Consider the following 15,046-nt stretch of genomic DNA (forward strand, 5'->3'; position numbering starts at 1 on the left):
GTAAGATACAAGGAGCATAGCACTATGAAAAAGATAGCAATTCTGGGGTCTACCGGCTCCATCGGAACCCAGACTCTGGAAGTCGTTCGCAATAATCCGGAATTGCAGGTGGCAGCACTGGCTGCCGGAAAAAGCGTAGAACAGATGGAAAAGCAGATCAGAGAATTCCATCCTCTGATCGCAGGCATGTGGAGTGAGGAAGCGGCAGCAGACCTGCGGAGCCGTGTGGCGGATTTACCTGTGAAAGTCGTAAGTGGCATGGATGGTCTGTTGGAGATCGCAACAATGCCTCAGTCCCAGGTATTAGTGACGGCGATTGTGGGAATGATTGGTATCAGACCGACGATCGCTGCCATTGAAGCAGGGAAAGATATTGCCCTGGCTAACAAGGAGACGCTGGTAACGGCAGGGCACATCATTATGCCGTTAGCGGCGAAAATGGGTGTGAAGATCCTGCCGGTGGACAGTGAACATAGCGCGATTTTCCAGTCACTGAACGGAGAACCGGCCGGAAGAATCGAGAAGATCCTGCTTACGGCATCCGGTGGACCGTTCCGCGGCAGGACCAGAGAGCAACTGCAGAATATTCAGGTGGAGGATGCTTTGAAGCATCCCAACTGGTCCATGGGACGGAAGATTACCATTGATTCTTCCACACTGGTGAACAAAGGTCTGGAAGTCATGGAAGTAAAGTGGCTGTTCGGTGTGGATTTGGATCAGATCCAGGTCATTGTGCATCCCCAGAGCATTATCCATTCCGCAGTACAGTATGTGGACGGAGCGGTGATCGCACAGTTGGGAACTCCGGATATGAAATTGCCGATCCAGTATGCGCTGTTTTATCCGGATCGGCGTCCAATGCCGGGAAAACGTCTGGACTTCTATGAACTGGCACAGATCACATTTGAAAAGCCGGATATGGAGACATTCTTTGGCCTGAAGCTGGCTTATGATGCACAGCGCATCGGCGGCAGTATGCCTACGGTGTATAATGCAGCCAACGAGAAAGCAGTAGGACTGTTCTTAGACCGTAAGATCGCTTATCTTCAGATCCCGGAGCTGATCCGTGAGGCCATGGAGCAACATAAGGTGATCGAGAATCCGAATGTGGAGGAGATCCTGGAGACAGAGGCATCTGTCTATGATTTTATTGAAAAAGTGTATTCTGAGAGGCAATAAATGGTTACTTTGATCTTGTTTGTGTTGATCTTTGGGGTGGTGGTAATCTCACATGAATTCGGACATTTTCTGCTGGCGAAGGCCAATGGAATTCATGTGATAGAATTTTCCGTGGGTATGGGCCCGAATCTGTTTTCTTTCCAGAAAGGAGACACGAAATATTCCCTGAAGCTTCTTCCCATCGGCGGAGCCTGTATGTTTGAGGGGGAAGATGGTCTGAATGAGAAGGAGGACGGTGAAGATCACAGCGGATCTTTCCTGAACGCCAATGTGTGGGCGAGGATTTCCACCGTGTTGGCAGGACCAATATTTAACTTTATTCTGGGCTTTATCATTGCCTTTATTATGGTGAATCTGATTGTGATCCGTGATCCGGTAGCCACGGAGATCGTGGATGGCGGCGCCGCACAGGAAGCGGGACTGGAGGCCGGAGACAGGATACTTTCCTTAAATGGCAGTAAAATACACCTGTATGAAGAAATACAGTTATTTACTCTGACTTACCGTGGCGGAGAAGTAGCGGTGGAATATGAAAGGGATGGTGTAAAGGGAACTACAATGCTGACACCGAAGTACGATGAGAGCGAAGGCCGCTATCTGATCGGCATCAGTAATGCGGATTTCGTAGAACTGTCCGGATTGGACAGCTTCCGGTATTCCTGGTATGAGATGCGCTACTGCGTGAACATGACCTGGAAGAGTCTGGCGATGCTGGTGCAGGGGCAGGTCTCCAGGCAGGATGTGGCAGGCCCTGTAGGCATCGCGGTAAATGTTGTTGGCAAGACCTACGAAAGTACCAAGGATTACGGCTGGCAGAATGTACTGGTGAATATGTTGAACATCACCCTGATGCTTACTGTTAACCTGGGAATTCTGAATCTTCTGCCGATCCCCGCGCTGGACGGCGGCCGACTGGTATTCCTGATCTGGGAAGCCATCACACACAAGCCGGTGCCTCCCGAAAAAGAAGGCATGGTACACTTTATTGGACTGATGTTCTTCATGGTACTGATGGTGTTCCTGTTATTTAATGATCTGGTTAATATCTTTGGATAAGCCGGATAATTCAAGACGTTCAATAGGTAAGATCCGTTGACAAAGGGCATACCGCATGGTATGCTCTTTTTATATTTGTGCAAGGCACATTTCTTTGAAAAATTTCATGCCGATCGGCAAAAATTTCCTGATGTAGCAATGTAACACTGAAGTAAGAAACAGTACGGACAAAACAGAATAAAAAAGGAGGAATGCGTATGGAGCATGTGACAGCCTGTTATTGGCAAAAGGAAACACCTGCAGAGCTGTTTTTATCTTTGCAGCAACGAAAATACCGTAGGCTGGGGATTTCCGTGGTATGCGCCTGTATCTCGGACAACGGGGAACTGGTAAGAAGTCTGCAAAACAAAATGGAGGAGGAACTGGAAGAAGAGAATGTCTGGAGGCCGTTTCGGGAAGAAATATTGCAGGAGAAATGGATGGACATTATAAGGCAGCAAAAGCAGGATGACAGTTATGCGGGAATCTTATGCGTGGGGAGCAGAGTATTGTTTTTCAGTCACGGGAGAATGCGGATCTGTGGATGTTTTCAGAGATTCGGCAGGACACAATGGAGGACGATGCAGGAATCCTGCATGGCGGGAGAAGTGGAACCGGGGACGGCCATGTTGATGGCGGACAATGGGTTCCTGAATTTCTGTGAAGAGGAACTGACAGCATGTCTGCAACCGCAGATTGCAGGAAGACCGGATGCGCGGGAACGCGTGGAAGGCGCTGCAAGACGGCTGAAGGAACTGGGAGAAAAGGCGGAGAGACACGGAGGAACACACATGGGAGCGGTGTGGATCCTGCCGGTTATGGGAGGAAAAGGATGGAGCAGAGAATAACAGAAAATATGGGCAGATCATTAAAAGAACATGGCTATCTGGATCCGGTATTTGTGGGCAAGGGGAGTTTCGCGAAGGTTTACCGCGTCCGGGACGAAAAAAGGGACTTTCAGGCATGTAAGATATCGAAAGTTACAGAACAGTGGGAACAGGAGTGTCGTAACAGCAGAGAGATCTGTCATCCTCTGTTTCCGGCCTACAGAGAACACTGGACAGACGGGGAATGGGGGTATCTGGTCATGGAATTCTGGGATGGCTGTGACTTGCGGAAAATGCTGGACAGGAGGGGGAGACTGTCACCGGGACAGGCGGCCCGGATAGCTTTGCAGATTACAGAGGGATTGCAATATCTGCATGAACGGCCGCATCCGTTTCTCTACCGGGATCTGAAGCCGGAAAATATCCGCATCCGCGTGGATGGCAGAGCGGGGATTCTGGATCTGGGATGTCTGTGGAACCGGGAGCAGGACTGGTCGGGAGCGGGAAACCGAAGCTTCAGCGCTCCGGAGCAGTTCGTGCCGGGGGAGATTCCCGGGGAAGAGAGTGATGTCTATGCAGTGGGCAGACTGCTGGCAGTTATGTTGGGAGATGACACAGACGGCACAGTCAGACAATCTGTGGGAATAAGGAGGCGTAATGCGGAAAAACGTTGCGGACGAAAAGAGCAAAGACAGGAAAAATGGCTTCGCAAAGTGATCGCCATGGCAACCTGTGAAGAGCGTAAGGATCGTATCCCGGAGATCAAAATGCTGCGTACTCTTTTGATGGTGACGGATGATTCCGGGAGGGAGAGGAAACGTGCATGTAGGGCAGCTGATTTTTACTATGTCCGGAAGTTGTACTGCCCATAGTTGTACGTTCCGTGCTCGAACACAATCAAGAAAATTTACAAAAAAGTGCTTGCTGTTTTGGAGAGAAATGAGTATACTGTAACTAAAGGTTCAAAGAAGCGTATGAGGACCGGAAGCAATTAAATTTACATAGCAAAAAGGAGAAGAGTTATGCGTTTTTTTATTGACACTGCAAAAGTAGAAGACATTAAGAAAGCAAATGACATGGGGGTTATTTGCGGAGTAACTACCAATCCCTCCCTGATCGCAAAAGAGGGCAGAGATTTCGTAGAAGTGATCAAAGAGATTGCATCCATCGTGGACGGACCTATCAGCGGTGAGGTAAAGGCTACCACCGTAGATGCAGAGGGTATGATCAAAGAAGGAAGAGAGATTGCAGCGATCCATCCGAATATGGTCGTTAAGATCCCTATGACTGTAGAAGGTTTAAAGGCATGTAAGGTATTAAGCTCTGAGGGAATCAAGACCAATGTGACCCTGATCTTCTCTGCGAACCAGGCTCTGTTGGCTGCCCGCGCAGGTGCTACCTATGTATCTCCTTTCCTGGGCAGACTGGATGATATCAGCACCAGAGGTGTAGATCTGATCCGTGATATCGCTGATATTTTCGCAGTGACCGATCTGGATACCAAGATCATCGCAGCAAGCGTGCGTAATCCCATCCATGTAACCGATTGTGCACTGGCAGGTGCGGATATTGCTACCGTTCCTTACTCCGTTATCGAGCAGATGGTAAAGCATCCTCTGACTGATGCCGGTATCGCCAAGTTCCAGGCAGATTATAAGGCAGTTTTTGGTGAATAGTCTGTCAATGCATAGGCGGGACGACTGCTTGCAGGCAGGAATGCCTATGCATTAGACGGACAAACAGACATGAGCAAGTAGGGCGATAGCCCGGAATGCGAATGTCTGTAGCGGTTCGAGAGTGCGAAGCACGGAGAAGCGCGTGATTCACCAAAGATACTGACACAGTAAGAAGCTGTACAGAGAATATCTCTGTACAGCTTCTTTTGGGTTCTGTCGATTCCGGCAGAGCTTATTTCATCTGCTCTTCCTGCTTCTTGATCATACGACGGACCATCTCACCGCCGATGCTTCCTGCTTCCTTAGAAGTAAGGTCGCCGTTGTAACCCTCTTTCAGGTTAACACCCAGCTCAGATGCTACCTCAGTCTTGAAACGGTCCATTGCAGCCTTTGCTTCGGGAACTTCTACTCTATTGGTTTTACTTGCCATTTCGTTCACCTCCGTTTGGATTTGGGTTTTCTTGTTTCAGATAAGCGCTTTTTGTGATCACTTATCTTGGTATTAGTATGAGCATCGGCTTTTTTTTCATGCTGGTAAGTTTTTCATTTTTATGTTACACTCAAACAGCAACGAAGGATACGGAGACCGGAAAGCGTGACCAACGATCCACTGACCGGAATCCCACAGAAGTGACTGACCTTTGAAGCTACGTCGTAACTGCGGAAGCTGAGAAGAGAAGGTGTTTTTTTGTTGTCAAAATGTAACTATTCAGAACCCCTTCGAATAAGAAGGCTGATACTTCATGCTTGCATGCAAGTAGTAGTTTTCTTATTTGCAAGGTGACTTGAATAGAGTCACTGCCCCGTACATGAGCAAAATTAGCTGCCTTGCAGCAAGAAAGCACGATTTATCGCGCGGTTTTGCGAATGCTGGGGTGGGCTGAATAGTTACATTGTAACTATTTTATGATGCCAGGGTCAAAAGGTCTAAGCCCACATGAGCTTGCTCATAGGTGGGTGAAAGACCTTAGGACCCGCCCCGATATGAGCATAAAAGTGGGATGATAATCCCACGATATGCGAATATTGGGTAGGATTGTGGGAGTGCGTAGCACGGAACAATCCGTAGGCATCAAAGTCGGGGGCTTTTGACCCCGACATCATTTTATGACAGAAAGGCGAAAAAACAATGAAAAAGAAAACAAAAATCACAAAAACTCTGGCACTTGCACTGACTCTTGGACTGTTGTGCAGCGGTCTTGCCGGATGCGGACAGGCACAGAGTGTGGAAACAGTGTCGGAAGATCTGGCAGCGGAGAGCGTACAGCCCACTGAAACGGTGGAGAGTACGGAAACCGTTGCGGAAGGCACAGAAGCCACAGCAGAAAATACGGAGACCGCGGATGGCACGCTGGTACGTGTGGCATCCTTAAAGGGACCGACCTCATTAGGACTTTTATTTTTAATGAATAAAGCAGACAAGGGTGAGACTGCCAATACCTATGAATTCCAGATGGCTACTGGTGCAGATGAGATCCTGCCGCTGATGGTAAAGGGAGATCTGGACATTGCACTGGTACCCGCCAATGTGGCAAGCGTTCTCTATCATAAGACACAGGGCGGTGTGGAAGTCATTGATATCAATACTCTGGGTGTACTTTATATGGTATCCGGAGAAGACGGTCTGACAAACTTTACCGATCTAAAGGGTAAGACCATTTATCTGACTGGAAAAGGAACCACACCGGACTATGTATTGCAGTACCTGCTGACAGCAAATGGTATGTCTGCGGATGACGTGATACTGGAGTATAAATCCGAAGCAACAGAGGTGGCATCTGTACTGGCAGAAGATCCAACAGCCATCGGCCTGTTGCCTCAGCCTTTTGTTACCGCAGCCTGCATGCAGAATGATGCACTGAAGGTGATCTTCGACTTAAACGAAGAGTGGAATAAGGTACAGGGAGAGGACGGCAGCAGCATGGTCACCGGTGTAACAGTGGTTCGCAAGGAATTCCTCGAGGAGAACGAAGAAGCAGTGAAATCCTTTATGGAAGATCATAAGGCAAGTGCGGAAGACATCAATGCAGACCCTGCCACCGGTGCTGCACTGGCAGTGGAAGCCCAGATCGTAGCCAAAGAGCCCATTGCTCAGAAAGCAATTCCGAACTGCAACATTACCTATATTGACAAAGCTGAAATGAAGCAGGCACTTTCCGGATACCTTGACGTACTGTTTCACCAGGATTCCCTGTCCATAGGTGGCGGACTTCCGGAATCCGATTTCTATTATGATGCAGAATAAGGGTAAAATATACGTTAAAAAATTTATAATACTGTTGTTCTGGCTGGGAGTATGGCAGATTCTGGCAATGTGTGTGGACAATTTCCTGCTGGTGGTGACACCTTTGCAGGCATTGCGGGCACTGCTTACTCTGGCCGGGCAGGTGGAGTTCTGGCGGAGTGCCTTTGATTCGCTGTGGCGGATCGCCTTCGGCTTTTTGCTGGGGGCGGTATTGGCACTTCTTCTGGCGGCCATCAGCTACCGTTATCCGCTGGCGGAAGAAGTCCTGCGTCCTTTCATGGTATTCTGCAAGGCAGTACCGGTAGCGGTATTTGCAGTGCTTTTGCTGATCTGGTGGGGTTCTTCCATGCTGGCGGTGGCTATCTGTTTTCTGGTAGTATTTCCGAATATTTACCTGAATACGCTGGAAGGACTAAAGAGCGCGGACAGAGGGCTGTTAGAGATGGCGGAGGTATTCCGCCTTCCCCTTGGTACTCAGTTCTTCTACATTTACCGTCCGGCGTTAAAGCCTTTTTTGCTCAGCGCGTTTCAGCTATCTCTGGGAATGTGCTGGAAGTCCGGAGTGGCGGCGGAAGTGATTGGCACTCCCAGTCATTCCATCGGTGGAGCACTGTATCTGGCGAAGATTTATCTGGATACGGCGGATCTGTTTGCCTGGACAGCGGTGATCGTAGTACTCAGTGTATTTTTTGAAAAAATAATATTCTACGGGATTGAAGTCTTTTTCCGGTGGGAGCCTGCCTGTAAGGATCCCTCCATGCCACAGAAAATCGCTGGTAGAGAACAGCGCACCCTGTGTGTAAGGAATCTTGGAAAAAGTTTTCACAATCAATGGATCTTCCGACATGTGGATCACGAATTTCACAGCGGGGAACCGTATGTACTGGATAACCCTTCCGGCAGTGGCAAGACCACTTTTTTCCGGTGTCTGTGCGGACTGGAGCGGCCGGAGGAGGGAGAAGTGTCGGAAATGGATGCTTTTGCCATGCAATTCCAGGAGGATCGTTTGTGTGAAGACTGTAGTGCCGTGAAGAATCTGGAAATGATCCTGGGAGATGTTTCACAGGCGAGAACGGCATTGACGCAGTTGTTGCCGGAAGAAGCGTTGGATCAGCCCTGCCACGAACTATCGGGAGGCATGAAACGGAGAGTGTCTCTGGTACGGGCCATGGAGGCGGAAGCGCAGTGTGTTCTGCTGGATGAGCCTTTTACCGGACTGGATGAAGAAAACCGCAAAAAGGCCGAAGACTATATCCGGAGGAAGACGAGAGGCCGGATCGTGATGATAGCTACTCATATCAGAACCGGAGAAGAATTTTCGGAAATGACGCAGATGCAGATATAGAAACCACAGGAGGAAGACCGATATGGAAAAAGGTACGGAAAATACAAGAGTGACCCTGATCGGCATTATTGTGGAGGATCCGGAGGCGGCGATAAGGATCAACGGACTTTTACACGAATATGGGGAATATATCATCGGCAGAATGGGGATACCTTATCATGAAAAGCAGATGAACATCATCAGTGTGGTCATGGATGCCCCCCAGGAAAAAGTCAGTGCCCTGTCGGGGAAGCTGGGAATGATCCCCGGAGTCAGCACGAAGTGCCTGTATGCCCCGGATGCGCAAAAAGCCCCAAAATAAAAAGGTTGTCAATTCCTCCAACTTATGCTATAATTGCAAAATGACTGCGACTGGATACAGACCCGCAAGGGTATAAAGGAGGAAATGTTATAATGAGTTTACAGGTTGAAAAGTTAGAGAAAAACATGGCCAAGCTGACCATCGAAGTATCTGCTGAAGAACTGGAGAAGGCAATTGAAGGTGCTTACCAGAAGAATAAGAACAAGATCAGCATTCCCGGTTTCCGTAAGGGCAAAGCTCCCCGTAAGATGATCGAGCAGATGTACGGCAAGTCCGTATTCTATGAGGATGCAGCAAACGCACTGATTCCCGATGCTTACGATAAGGCTCTGGAAGAGTGTGAGGAGCAGATCGTATCTTCTCCGAAGATCGATGTGACCCAGTTAGAGGCCGGCAAGCCTTTCATCTTTACCGCAGAGGTTGCTCTGAAGCCTGAAGTTACTCTTGGCAAATACAAGGGTGTGAAGGTTGACAAGATCGACGTTAAGGTAAGCGATGAGGATATCGACGCTGAGATCAACAGAGAGCGTGAGAGCAATGCCAGAACCATCAGCGTGGAAGACCGTGCTGTTAAGGACGGCGATATGACCGTTATCGATTTCGAAGGTTTTGTAGACGGTGTTGCATTTGAGGGCGGCAAGGGTGAGAACTATCCCCTGACCATCGGTTCCGGTTCCTTCATTCCCGGTTTTGAAGAGGCACTGGTTGGTGCTGAACTGAACAAGGAGACCGAAGTAAACGTAACCTTCCCTGAGGATTATCATGCAACCGATCTGGCAGGCAAGCCTGCAGTATTCAAGTGCACCGTTAAGGAGATCAAGGAGAAGCAGCTTCCTGATCTGGATGACGAGTTCGCAAGCGAGGTATCCGATTTCGATACTATGGCTGAGTATAGAGAAGATGTACAGAAGAAGCTGACTTCCAAGAAGGAAGAGGAAGCTAAGATTGCCAAGGAAGAGGCAGCTCTGGATGCAGTGATCGCAGACGCTCAGATGGAGATCCCCGATGCTATGTTAGAGACCCAGCAGAGACAGCTGTTAGAGAACTTTGCACAGAGAATCCAGGCACAGGGAATCACTCTGGAGCAGTACATGCAGTTCACCGGTCTGACCGCTCAGACCATGATGGAGCAGCTGAAGCCCGAAGCACTGAAGAGAATCCAGTCCCGTCTGGTTCTGGAAGCTGTAGCAGCTGCTGAGAAGATGGAAGCTACCGAGGAAGACTTCGAAGCTGAAGTTAAGAGCATGGCAGAAGCTTACCAGATGGAAGCTGACAAGGTAAAAGAGCTTCTGGGTGAGCAGGGCGCTAAGCAGGTGAAGGAAGATATCTGCGTAAGAAAGGCAGCTGATTTCATCGTAGACAACGCTAAGGAAGCAAAGACTGCAGCCAAGAAGACCACCAAGAAGGAAAAGGCAGCAGAAGAGAAGCCTGAAGAAGCATAATTTATGCTTTAAGATACGATAGGAAGAGAAAGCGGATTCCCACGTCCGCAGGGAGGTGGGGATACGCTTTCTTTTAAATTTTTATTAAATCTTTGGAATCTCGTTGAAAAAGCCTGCTAAGTAGGATACGATAGTAATATTAATCAGAAGTAATGGAGGTTTTAGAATATGAGTTTAGTACCTTACGTCATTGAACAGACCAGCAAAGGTGAGCGGTCTTATGATATTTATTCCAGACTGTTGAAGGACAGAATCATTTTTCTGGGAGAGGAAGTCAATGAGACTTCTGCCAGCATCATTGTAGCACAGCTGCTGTTCCTGGAAGCAGAGGATCCGGATAAGGATATCCATTTGTATATCAACAGCCCGGGCGGAAGCGTTACTGCAGGTATGGCAATTTATGATACCATGAAATATATCAAGTGCGATGTGTCCACCGTATGTATTGGTATGGCAGCCAGCATGGGAGCTTTCCTTTTAGCAGGCGGTGCCAAGGGCAAGCGTTTTGCACTGCCCAATGCAGAAATTATGATTCATCAGCCACTGGGTGGAACACAGGGTCAGGCTACCGAGATTGAGATCGCAGCAAAGCATATTCTTCGTACCAAGGAGAAGTTGAACCGTATGCTGGCTGAGAACACCGGCAAGGATTATGAGACCATCTGCGCAGACACCGAGAGAGATAACTGGAAAAGCGCTGAGGAAGCTTGTGAGTATGGTCTGATCGATAAGGTGATCACCTTCCACGAGGCATAGTGTAAAAAATATGCTTGATAGCATATTTTTTACACAGCTATTTGTGCCGCATACGGCACAAAGTAGCTTTTATCGCAGAGCCAAATCTGAAATTTGGCTCGCGTTTCCTACGACGCAAAAGCGGCGTCTTCGGAAGGAGATAAAATAACAGGAGTATAATAATGGCAGGAAAAAATTCCGGAAATGACATCAGATGTTCATTTTGTAACAAGACCCAGAGTCAGGTCCGCAAGCTGATCGCGGGACCTGCCGGGGTATATATCTGTGATGAGTGCGTAGACATCTGCGCAGACATCCTGGAGGAAGAACTGGAAGATGAAGAAGTGGAAGAGACTGCGAGTCCCGACATTAACCTTCTGAAACCCAAGGAGATCAAGAACTTCCTGGATGAATACGTCATCGGACAGGAGGAGGCCAAAAAAGTCCTCTCCGTTGCGGTGTACAATCATTACAAAAGAGTAACGGCTCCCAAGGATCTGAATGATGTGGAGCTGCAAAAGAGTAATATTATCATGGTAGGCCCTACCGGTTCCGGTAAGACTTACCTGGCCCAGACACTGGCCAAGATCATCAATGTACCGTTTGCCATAGCGGATGCCACCACACTGACCGAAGCGGGTTATGTAGGTGAGGATGTGGAGAACATCCTGTTAAAGCTGATCCAGGCGGCAGATTATGATGTAGAGCGTGCACAGTACGGTATCGTATATATTGACGAGATCGATAAGATCACAAAAAAGAGCGAGAATGTATCCATTACCCGTGATGTATCCGGAGAAGGTGTACAGCAGGCTCTGTTAAAAATCATCGAGGGTACTGTGGCAAGCGTACCTCCCCAGGGAGGCAGAAAGCATCCTCATCAGGAGCTGATTCAGATCGATACCACCAACATTCTGTTTATCTGCGGCGGTGCTTTCGATGGACTGGAGAAGATCGTAGAGTCCAGACTGGATCGTAAGGCCATCGGTTTCAATACGGAGCTGGGCAGAAGAGAGGATAAGGATATCAGCGAACTGCTGCAGGAAGTAACTCCGCATGATCTGGTGAAGTTCGGTCTGATCCCCGAGTTCGTAGGACGTGTTCCTATCTGTGTCTCCTTAAGAGGACTGGACAGAGAAGCACTGATCCGTATTCTTCAAGAGCCGAAGAACGCTCTGGTAAAACAGTACCAGAAGCTGTTCCAGATGGATAACGTAGAATTGAGCTTTGAGCAGGATGCCATCGAGGCTATTGCTGACAAGGCACTGGAACGCAAGACCGGAGCCAGAGGCTTACGCTCCATTATGGAATCCGTAATGATGGATACCATGTATGAGATTCCTTCGGATGACACCATCGAAGAATGTGTTGTCACCAAGGCGGCAGTGGATGGAGAGAGCGAGCCCCTCACCATACATGATGAATCTCTGAAAAAGGCAAAATAATCCGGGCGCTGCCTTGTGGTCACACAGGGCAGCGTTTTGTGCAAAAAAGTACAAACCTAAGATGCGCAAAAGCAGCGCAGAAATGGAGTTTTTATGATCATAAAGAATGTAAGTCTGGAAACGGTCTGTGGTATTACCAGCAAGCTTCCGGAGAATATACATCCCGAAGTGGCATTCGCCGGGAAAAGTAATGTCGGCAAATCCTCTCTGATCAACGGATTGATGAACCGTAAGTCTCTGGCCAGGACCAGTTCCCAGCCGGGCAAGACACAGACCATCAATTATTACAACATTAACGATGAAATCTACTTTGTAGATCTGCCTGGCTACGGCTATGCACAGGCCAATGAGCATGTGAAAGCCCAGTGGGGTAAGATGATCGAAGATTATCTGCATAAATCCAAACAGCTGAAGCTGGTATTTCTGCTGATCGATATCCGGCATGCTCCCTCAGAGAACGACCGGATCATGTATGACTGGATCCGTCGCAATGGCTACGATCCCATCATCATTGCCACCAAGCTGGACAAGATCAACCGCAGTCAGATACAGAAGCAGGTGAAGCTGATCCGCACCACCCTGCAGGCCGGAGCGGATACACAGATTGTACCTTATTCCGCACAGACGAAACAGGGAAGGGAAGAAATCTACGAGATCCTGGACGGTATCTTGGCTGCAGAGGATCCTGCACAGGAATAGACCGTAGGAATAGACCGTAGGAATGGTGAATGAGTGTAGAGACATAATGCGTGAGAGAGTGAGAGTATATGAAGAAATATTGTAAAGCCTTAGTGAATCTGGGTGTGGCATTTATTATATTACTATTGATTGTTTTCCTGGTGCCGAAGCTGTTAGTATTCTTTGCACCGTTTGTAGCAGGCTGGATCATTGCGTTGATCGCCAGTCCCCTGGTGAGGTTTTTTGAGGAAAAGGTAAAGATCAAGCGAAAAGCGGGAAGTGCATTTGTCATCGTGGCGGTCATCGCGCTGGTGATATTGATCCTTTATCTGGTAGGGGCGAAGTTAACCGATGAGATCATGGGATTGATCGGTGCACTGCCGGATATCTGGGACAGTGCGGAGAATGATTTTGCCGATATCGGACAGAACCTGAGTGTTATCTATAACCGTTTTCCCGCGGATGTACAGCAAAGCATCATGGATGTCATCAATCAGATCGGAAGCTATGTGGGAGATCTGCTGGGTAAGATCGGCACCCCTACGATCAATGCTGTGGGCAATTTTGCCAAGCAGGTTCCTTCGATCCTGATCGGATTGATCATGGCACTGCTTTCTTCCTATTTCTTCGTAGCGGAGAGGGATCAGCTGGCAACATGGTTCCGTAAGCACACACCGGCGGAAGTACTGTCCTGGTATTATATGCTGAAGCGCGGACTGGTCAAAGCAGTAGGCGGGTATCTTAAGGCACAGCTTAAGATCGAAGTGTGGATGTATCTGCTATTAGTCATCGGATTTGCCATTCTGCAGGTAGACTATGCGTTGTTGATCGCACTGGGGATCGCATTTCTGGATTTCCTGCCTTTCTTTGGAACCGGAACCGTCATGGTCCCCTGGGCAATTATCAAGATCTTAAGCTCTGATTATAAAATGGCCATAGGGCTTCTGATCATCTGGGGCATCGGACAGCTGGCGCGTCAGCTGATCCAGCCGAAGATCGTGGGAGATTCCATGGGAATGCCTCCTCTGCCGACTCTGTTCCTTCTGTACATAGGATATAAGCTGGGCGGTGTCGTAGGAATGATCGTGGCAGTACCGGTCGGACTGATCGCACTTACCATGTATCAGGAGGGAGCTTTACAGACGACCAAGGATAGTGTGAAGATTCTGACAGCCGGGATCAATCATTTCCGCAGACTGAAACCGGAGGATATGGACGAAGTGCGGCAGATGCAGGAGAGAGACCGGAGGCTGAGCGAGGAACTGGCCAGACAGGCAGCAGAGGAAGAGGCTCAAAAAGAAGCCCAAAAGGAAGCTCGAAAAGAAGCTCAAAAAGAAGCTTCTGCGAAAAAACAGAAAGAAAAGAAATCATGAGAAATATCAGACTACGACTGCAATATGAAGGAACCAGATATCAGGGATGGCAGAAACAGACTTCCACGGATAATACGATCCAGGGGAAAATGGAGACGCTGCTGACCAAAATGTGTGGTGAACCCATAGAGATCTCTGCCAGCGGTAGGACCGATGCGGGGGTGCATGCCCTGGGGCAGGTGGCGAATTTCCACACGGAAGCTACCATGAGTGTGGAGGAGATCCTGGAATATTGTAACCGATATCTGCCGGAGGATATTGCCGTGGTGGAGGTGTCGGAGGCGGCACCCAGATTCCACAGCAGATTAAATGCTACCGGGAAGCGTTACCGTTACCGCATCATCAACAGTCAGATCCCGGATGTATTCTGGAGACGCTATGCGACAGAGGAACCGGAAGAATTAGATTTGGATGCTATGCGAAAGGCTGCGGAGCTATTGCTTGGAGAGCACGATTTCAAGGCATTTACCTCTGCGAAGAAAAGTAAGAAATCCACCGTCCGCCGGATCGACGAGATCCGGATCGAACGGATAGAGAACCGTGTGGAGTTTGTATTTACCGGAAATGGATTTTTGCATCACATGATCCGTATTCTCATGGGAACCCTCCTCGAAGTCGGAAAAGGCATCCGGACGCCGGAGAGTGTGACAGATATACTGAAGTCCGGAGACAGAGCGAAGGCGGGAGCGTTAGTACCGGCCAAAGGACTGGTACTGGAAGAAGTTTTTTACACCTGAAAAATAAAAATACTGCAACTTTTTGCCC

At 48.7% G+C, this 15,046-nt stretch carries 15 protein-coding genes; 14 read left to right on the forward strand and 1 reads right to left on the reverse strand.

Annotated elements, in window-relative coordinates; all coding sequences use genetic code 11:
* The first annotated feature begins 24 nt into the window (after positions 1–24).
* From DW835_RS08175 to fsa, 5 genes are all read left to right on the forward strand, one after another.
* Positions 25–1,179: a 1-deoxy-D-xylulose-5-phosphate reductoisomerase gene (locus DW835_RS08175; protein WP_118668792.1), complete on the forward strand. Its 1,155-nt coding sequence runs from the start codon at positions 25–27 to the stop codon at positions 1,177–1,179.
* Positions 1,180–2,235, forward strand: coding sequence for an RIP metalloprotease RseP (rseP, locus tag DW835_RS08180; protein ID WP_118668791.1), 1,056 nt, complete (start codon positions 1,180–1,182; stop codon positions 2,233–2,235).
* A 197-nt stretch (positions 2,236–2,432) separates the two neighbouring features.
* Positions 2,433–3,062: a hypothetical protein gene (locus DW835_RS17965; protein ID WP_181968661.1), complete on the forward strand. Its 630-nt coding sequence runs from the start codon at positions 2,433–2,435 to the stop codon at positions 3,060–3,062.
* On the forward strand, positions 3,047–3,913 hold the full coding sequence (locus tag DW835_RS08185) for a protein kinase (protein WP_182430281.1): 867 nt from the start codon (positions 3,047–3,049) through the stop codon (positions 3,911–3,913). The genes DW835_RS17965 and DW835_RS08185 overlap by 16 nt, the downstream gene beginning before the upstream one ends.
* A gap of 150 nt (positions 3,914–4,063) precedes the next feature.
* Entirely contained in the window at positions 4,064–4,717 is a 654-nt protein-coding gene (fsa, locus tag DW835_RS08190; RefSeq protein WP_118668789.1) for a fructose-6-phosphate aldolase, read from the forward strand.
* Between the two features lie 232 nt (positions 4,718–4,949).
* Here the strand turns inward: fsa and DW835_RS08195 are convergent, their stop codons facing one another.
* Positions 4,950–5,147 carry an alpha/beta-type small acid-soluble spore protein gene (locus DW835_RS08195; protein WP_117465775.1) on the reverse strand — a complete coding sequence of 66 codons (198 nt, stop codon included), beginning with the start codon at positions 5,145–5,147 and terminating at the stop codon, positions 4,950–4,952.
* 699 nt (positions 5,148–5,846) lie between these two features.
* On the opposite strand from DW835_RS08195, the gene DW835_RS08200 reads away from it, so the two are divergent.
* From DW835_RS08200 to truA, 9 genes are all read left to right on the forward strand, one after another.
* Positions 5,847–6,962 (forward strand): ABC transporter substrate-binding protein, encoded by a 1,116-nt coding sequence (locus DW835_RS08200; protein ID WP_118668787.1) that lies wholly within the window; start codon positions 5,847–5,849, stop codon positions 6,960–6,962.
* The gene (locus DW835_RS08205) at positions 6,949–8,307 is read left to right on the forward strand and encodes an ATP-binding cassette domain-containing protein (protein WP_118668786.1); all 1,359 of its coding nucleotides are present in this window, start codon (positions 6,949–6,951) and stop codon (positions 8,305–8,307) included. Before DW835_RS08200 ends, DW835_RS08205 begins: the two co-directional genes overlap by 14 nt.
* A gap of 22 nt (positions 8,308–8,329) precedes the next feature.
* Positions 8,330–8,608, forward strand: a complete 279-nt coding sequence (locus DW835_RS08210) for a TM1266 family iron-only hydrogenase system putative regulator (protein WP_022312586.1) — start codon at positions 8,330–8,332, stop codon at positions 8,606–8,608.
* Positions 8,609–8,700: 92 nt separating this feature from the next.
* Positions 8,701–10,050, forward strand: coding sequence for a trigger factor (gene tig / locus DW835_RS08215; RefSeq protein ID WP_022312585.1), 1,350 nt, complete (start codon positions 8,701–8,703; stop codon positions 10,048–10,050).
* A gap of 168 nt (positions 10,051–10,218) precedes the next feature.
* Positions 10,219–10,806, forward strand: a complete 588-nt coding sequence (clpP, locus tag DW835_RS08220; RefSeq protein ID WP_022154669.1) for an ATP-dependent Clp endopeptidase proteolytic subunit ClpP — start codon at positions 10,219–10,221, stop codon at positions 10,804–10,806.
* Between the two features lie 161 nt (positions 10,807–10,967).
* Positions 10,968–12,230 carry an ATP-dependent Clp protease ATP-binding subunit ClpX gene (gene clpX / locus DW835_RS08225; RefSeq protein ID WP_022312584.1) on the forward strand — a complete coding sequence of 421 codons (1,263 nt, stop codon included), beginning with the start codon at positions 10,968–10,970 and terminating at the stop codon, positions 12,228–12,230.
* A gap of 93 nt (positions 12,231–12,323) precedes the next feature.
* Positions 12,324–12,929 (forward strand): ribosome biogenesis GTP-binding protein YihA/YsxC, encoded by a 606-nt coding sequence (gene yihA / locus DW835_RS08230; protein WP_118730941.1) that lies wholly within the window; start codon positions 12,324–12,326, stop codon positions 12,927–12,929.
* 68 nt (positions 12,930–12,997) lie between these two features.
* The gene (ytvI, locus tag DW835_RS08235) at positions 12,998–14,281 is read left to right on the forward strand and encodes a sporulation integral membrane protein YtvI (RefSeq protein ID WP_118730942.1); all 1,284 of its coding nucleotides are present in this window, start codon (positions 12,998–13,000) and stop codon (positions 14,279–14,281) included.
* Positions 14,278–15,018 carry a tRNA pseudouridine(38-40) synthase TruA gene (truA, locus tag DW835_RS08240; protein ID WP_118730943.1) on the forward strand — a complete coding sequence of 247 codons (741 nt, stop codon included), beginning with the start codon at positions 14,278–14,280 and terminating at the stop codon, positions 15,016–15,018. The genes ytvI and truA overlap by 4 nt, the downstream gene beginning before the upstream one ends.
* Positions 15,019–15,046: the final 28 nt, after the last annotated feature.

Source organism: Clostridium sp. AM34-9AC (assembly GCF_003480225.1).
GTDB classification, from domain to species: domain Bacteria; phylum Bacillota; class Clostridia; order Lachnospirales; family Lachnospiraceae; genus Acetatifactor; species Acetatifactor acetigignens.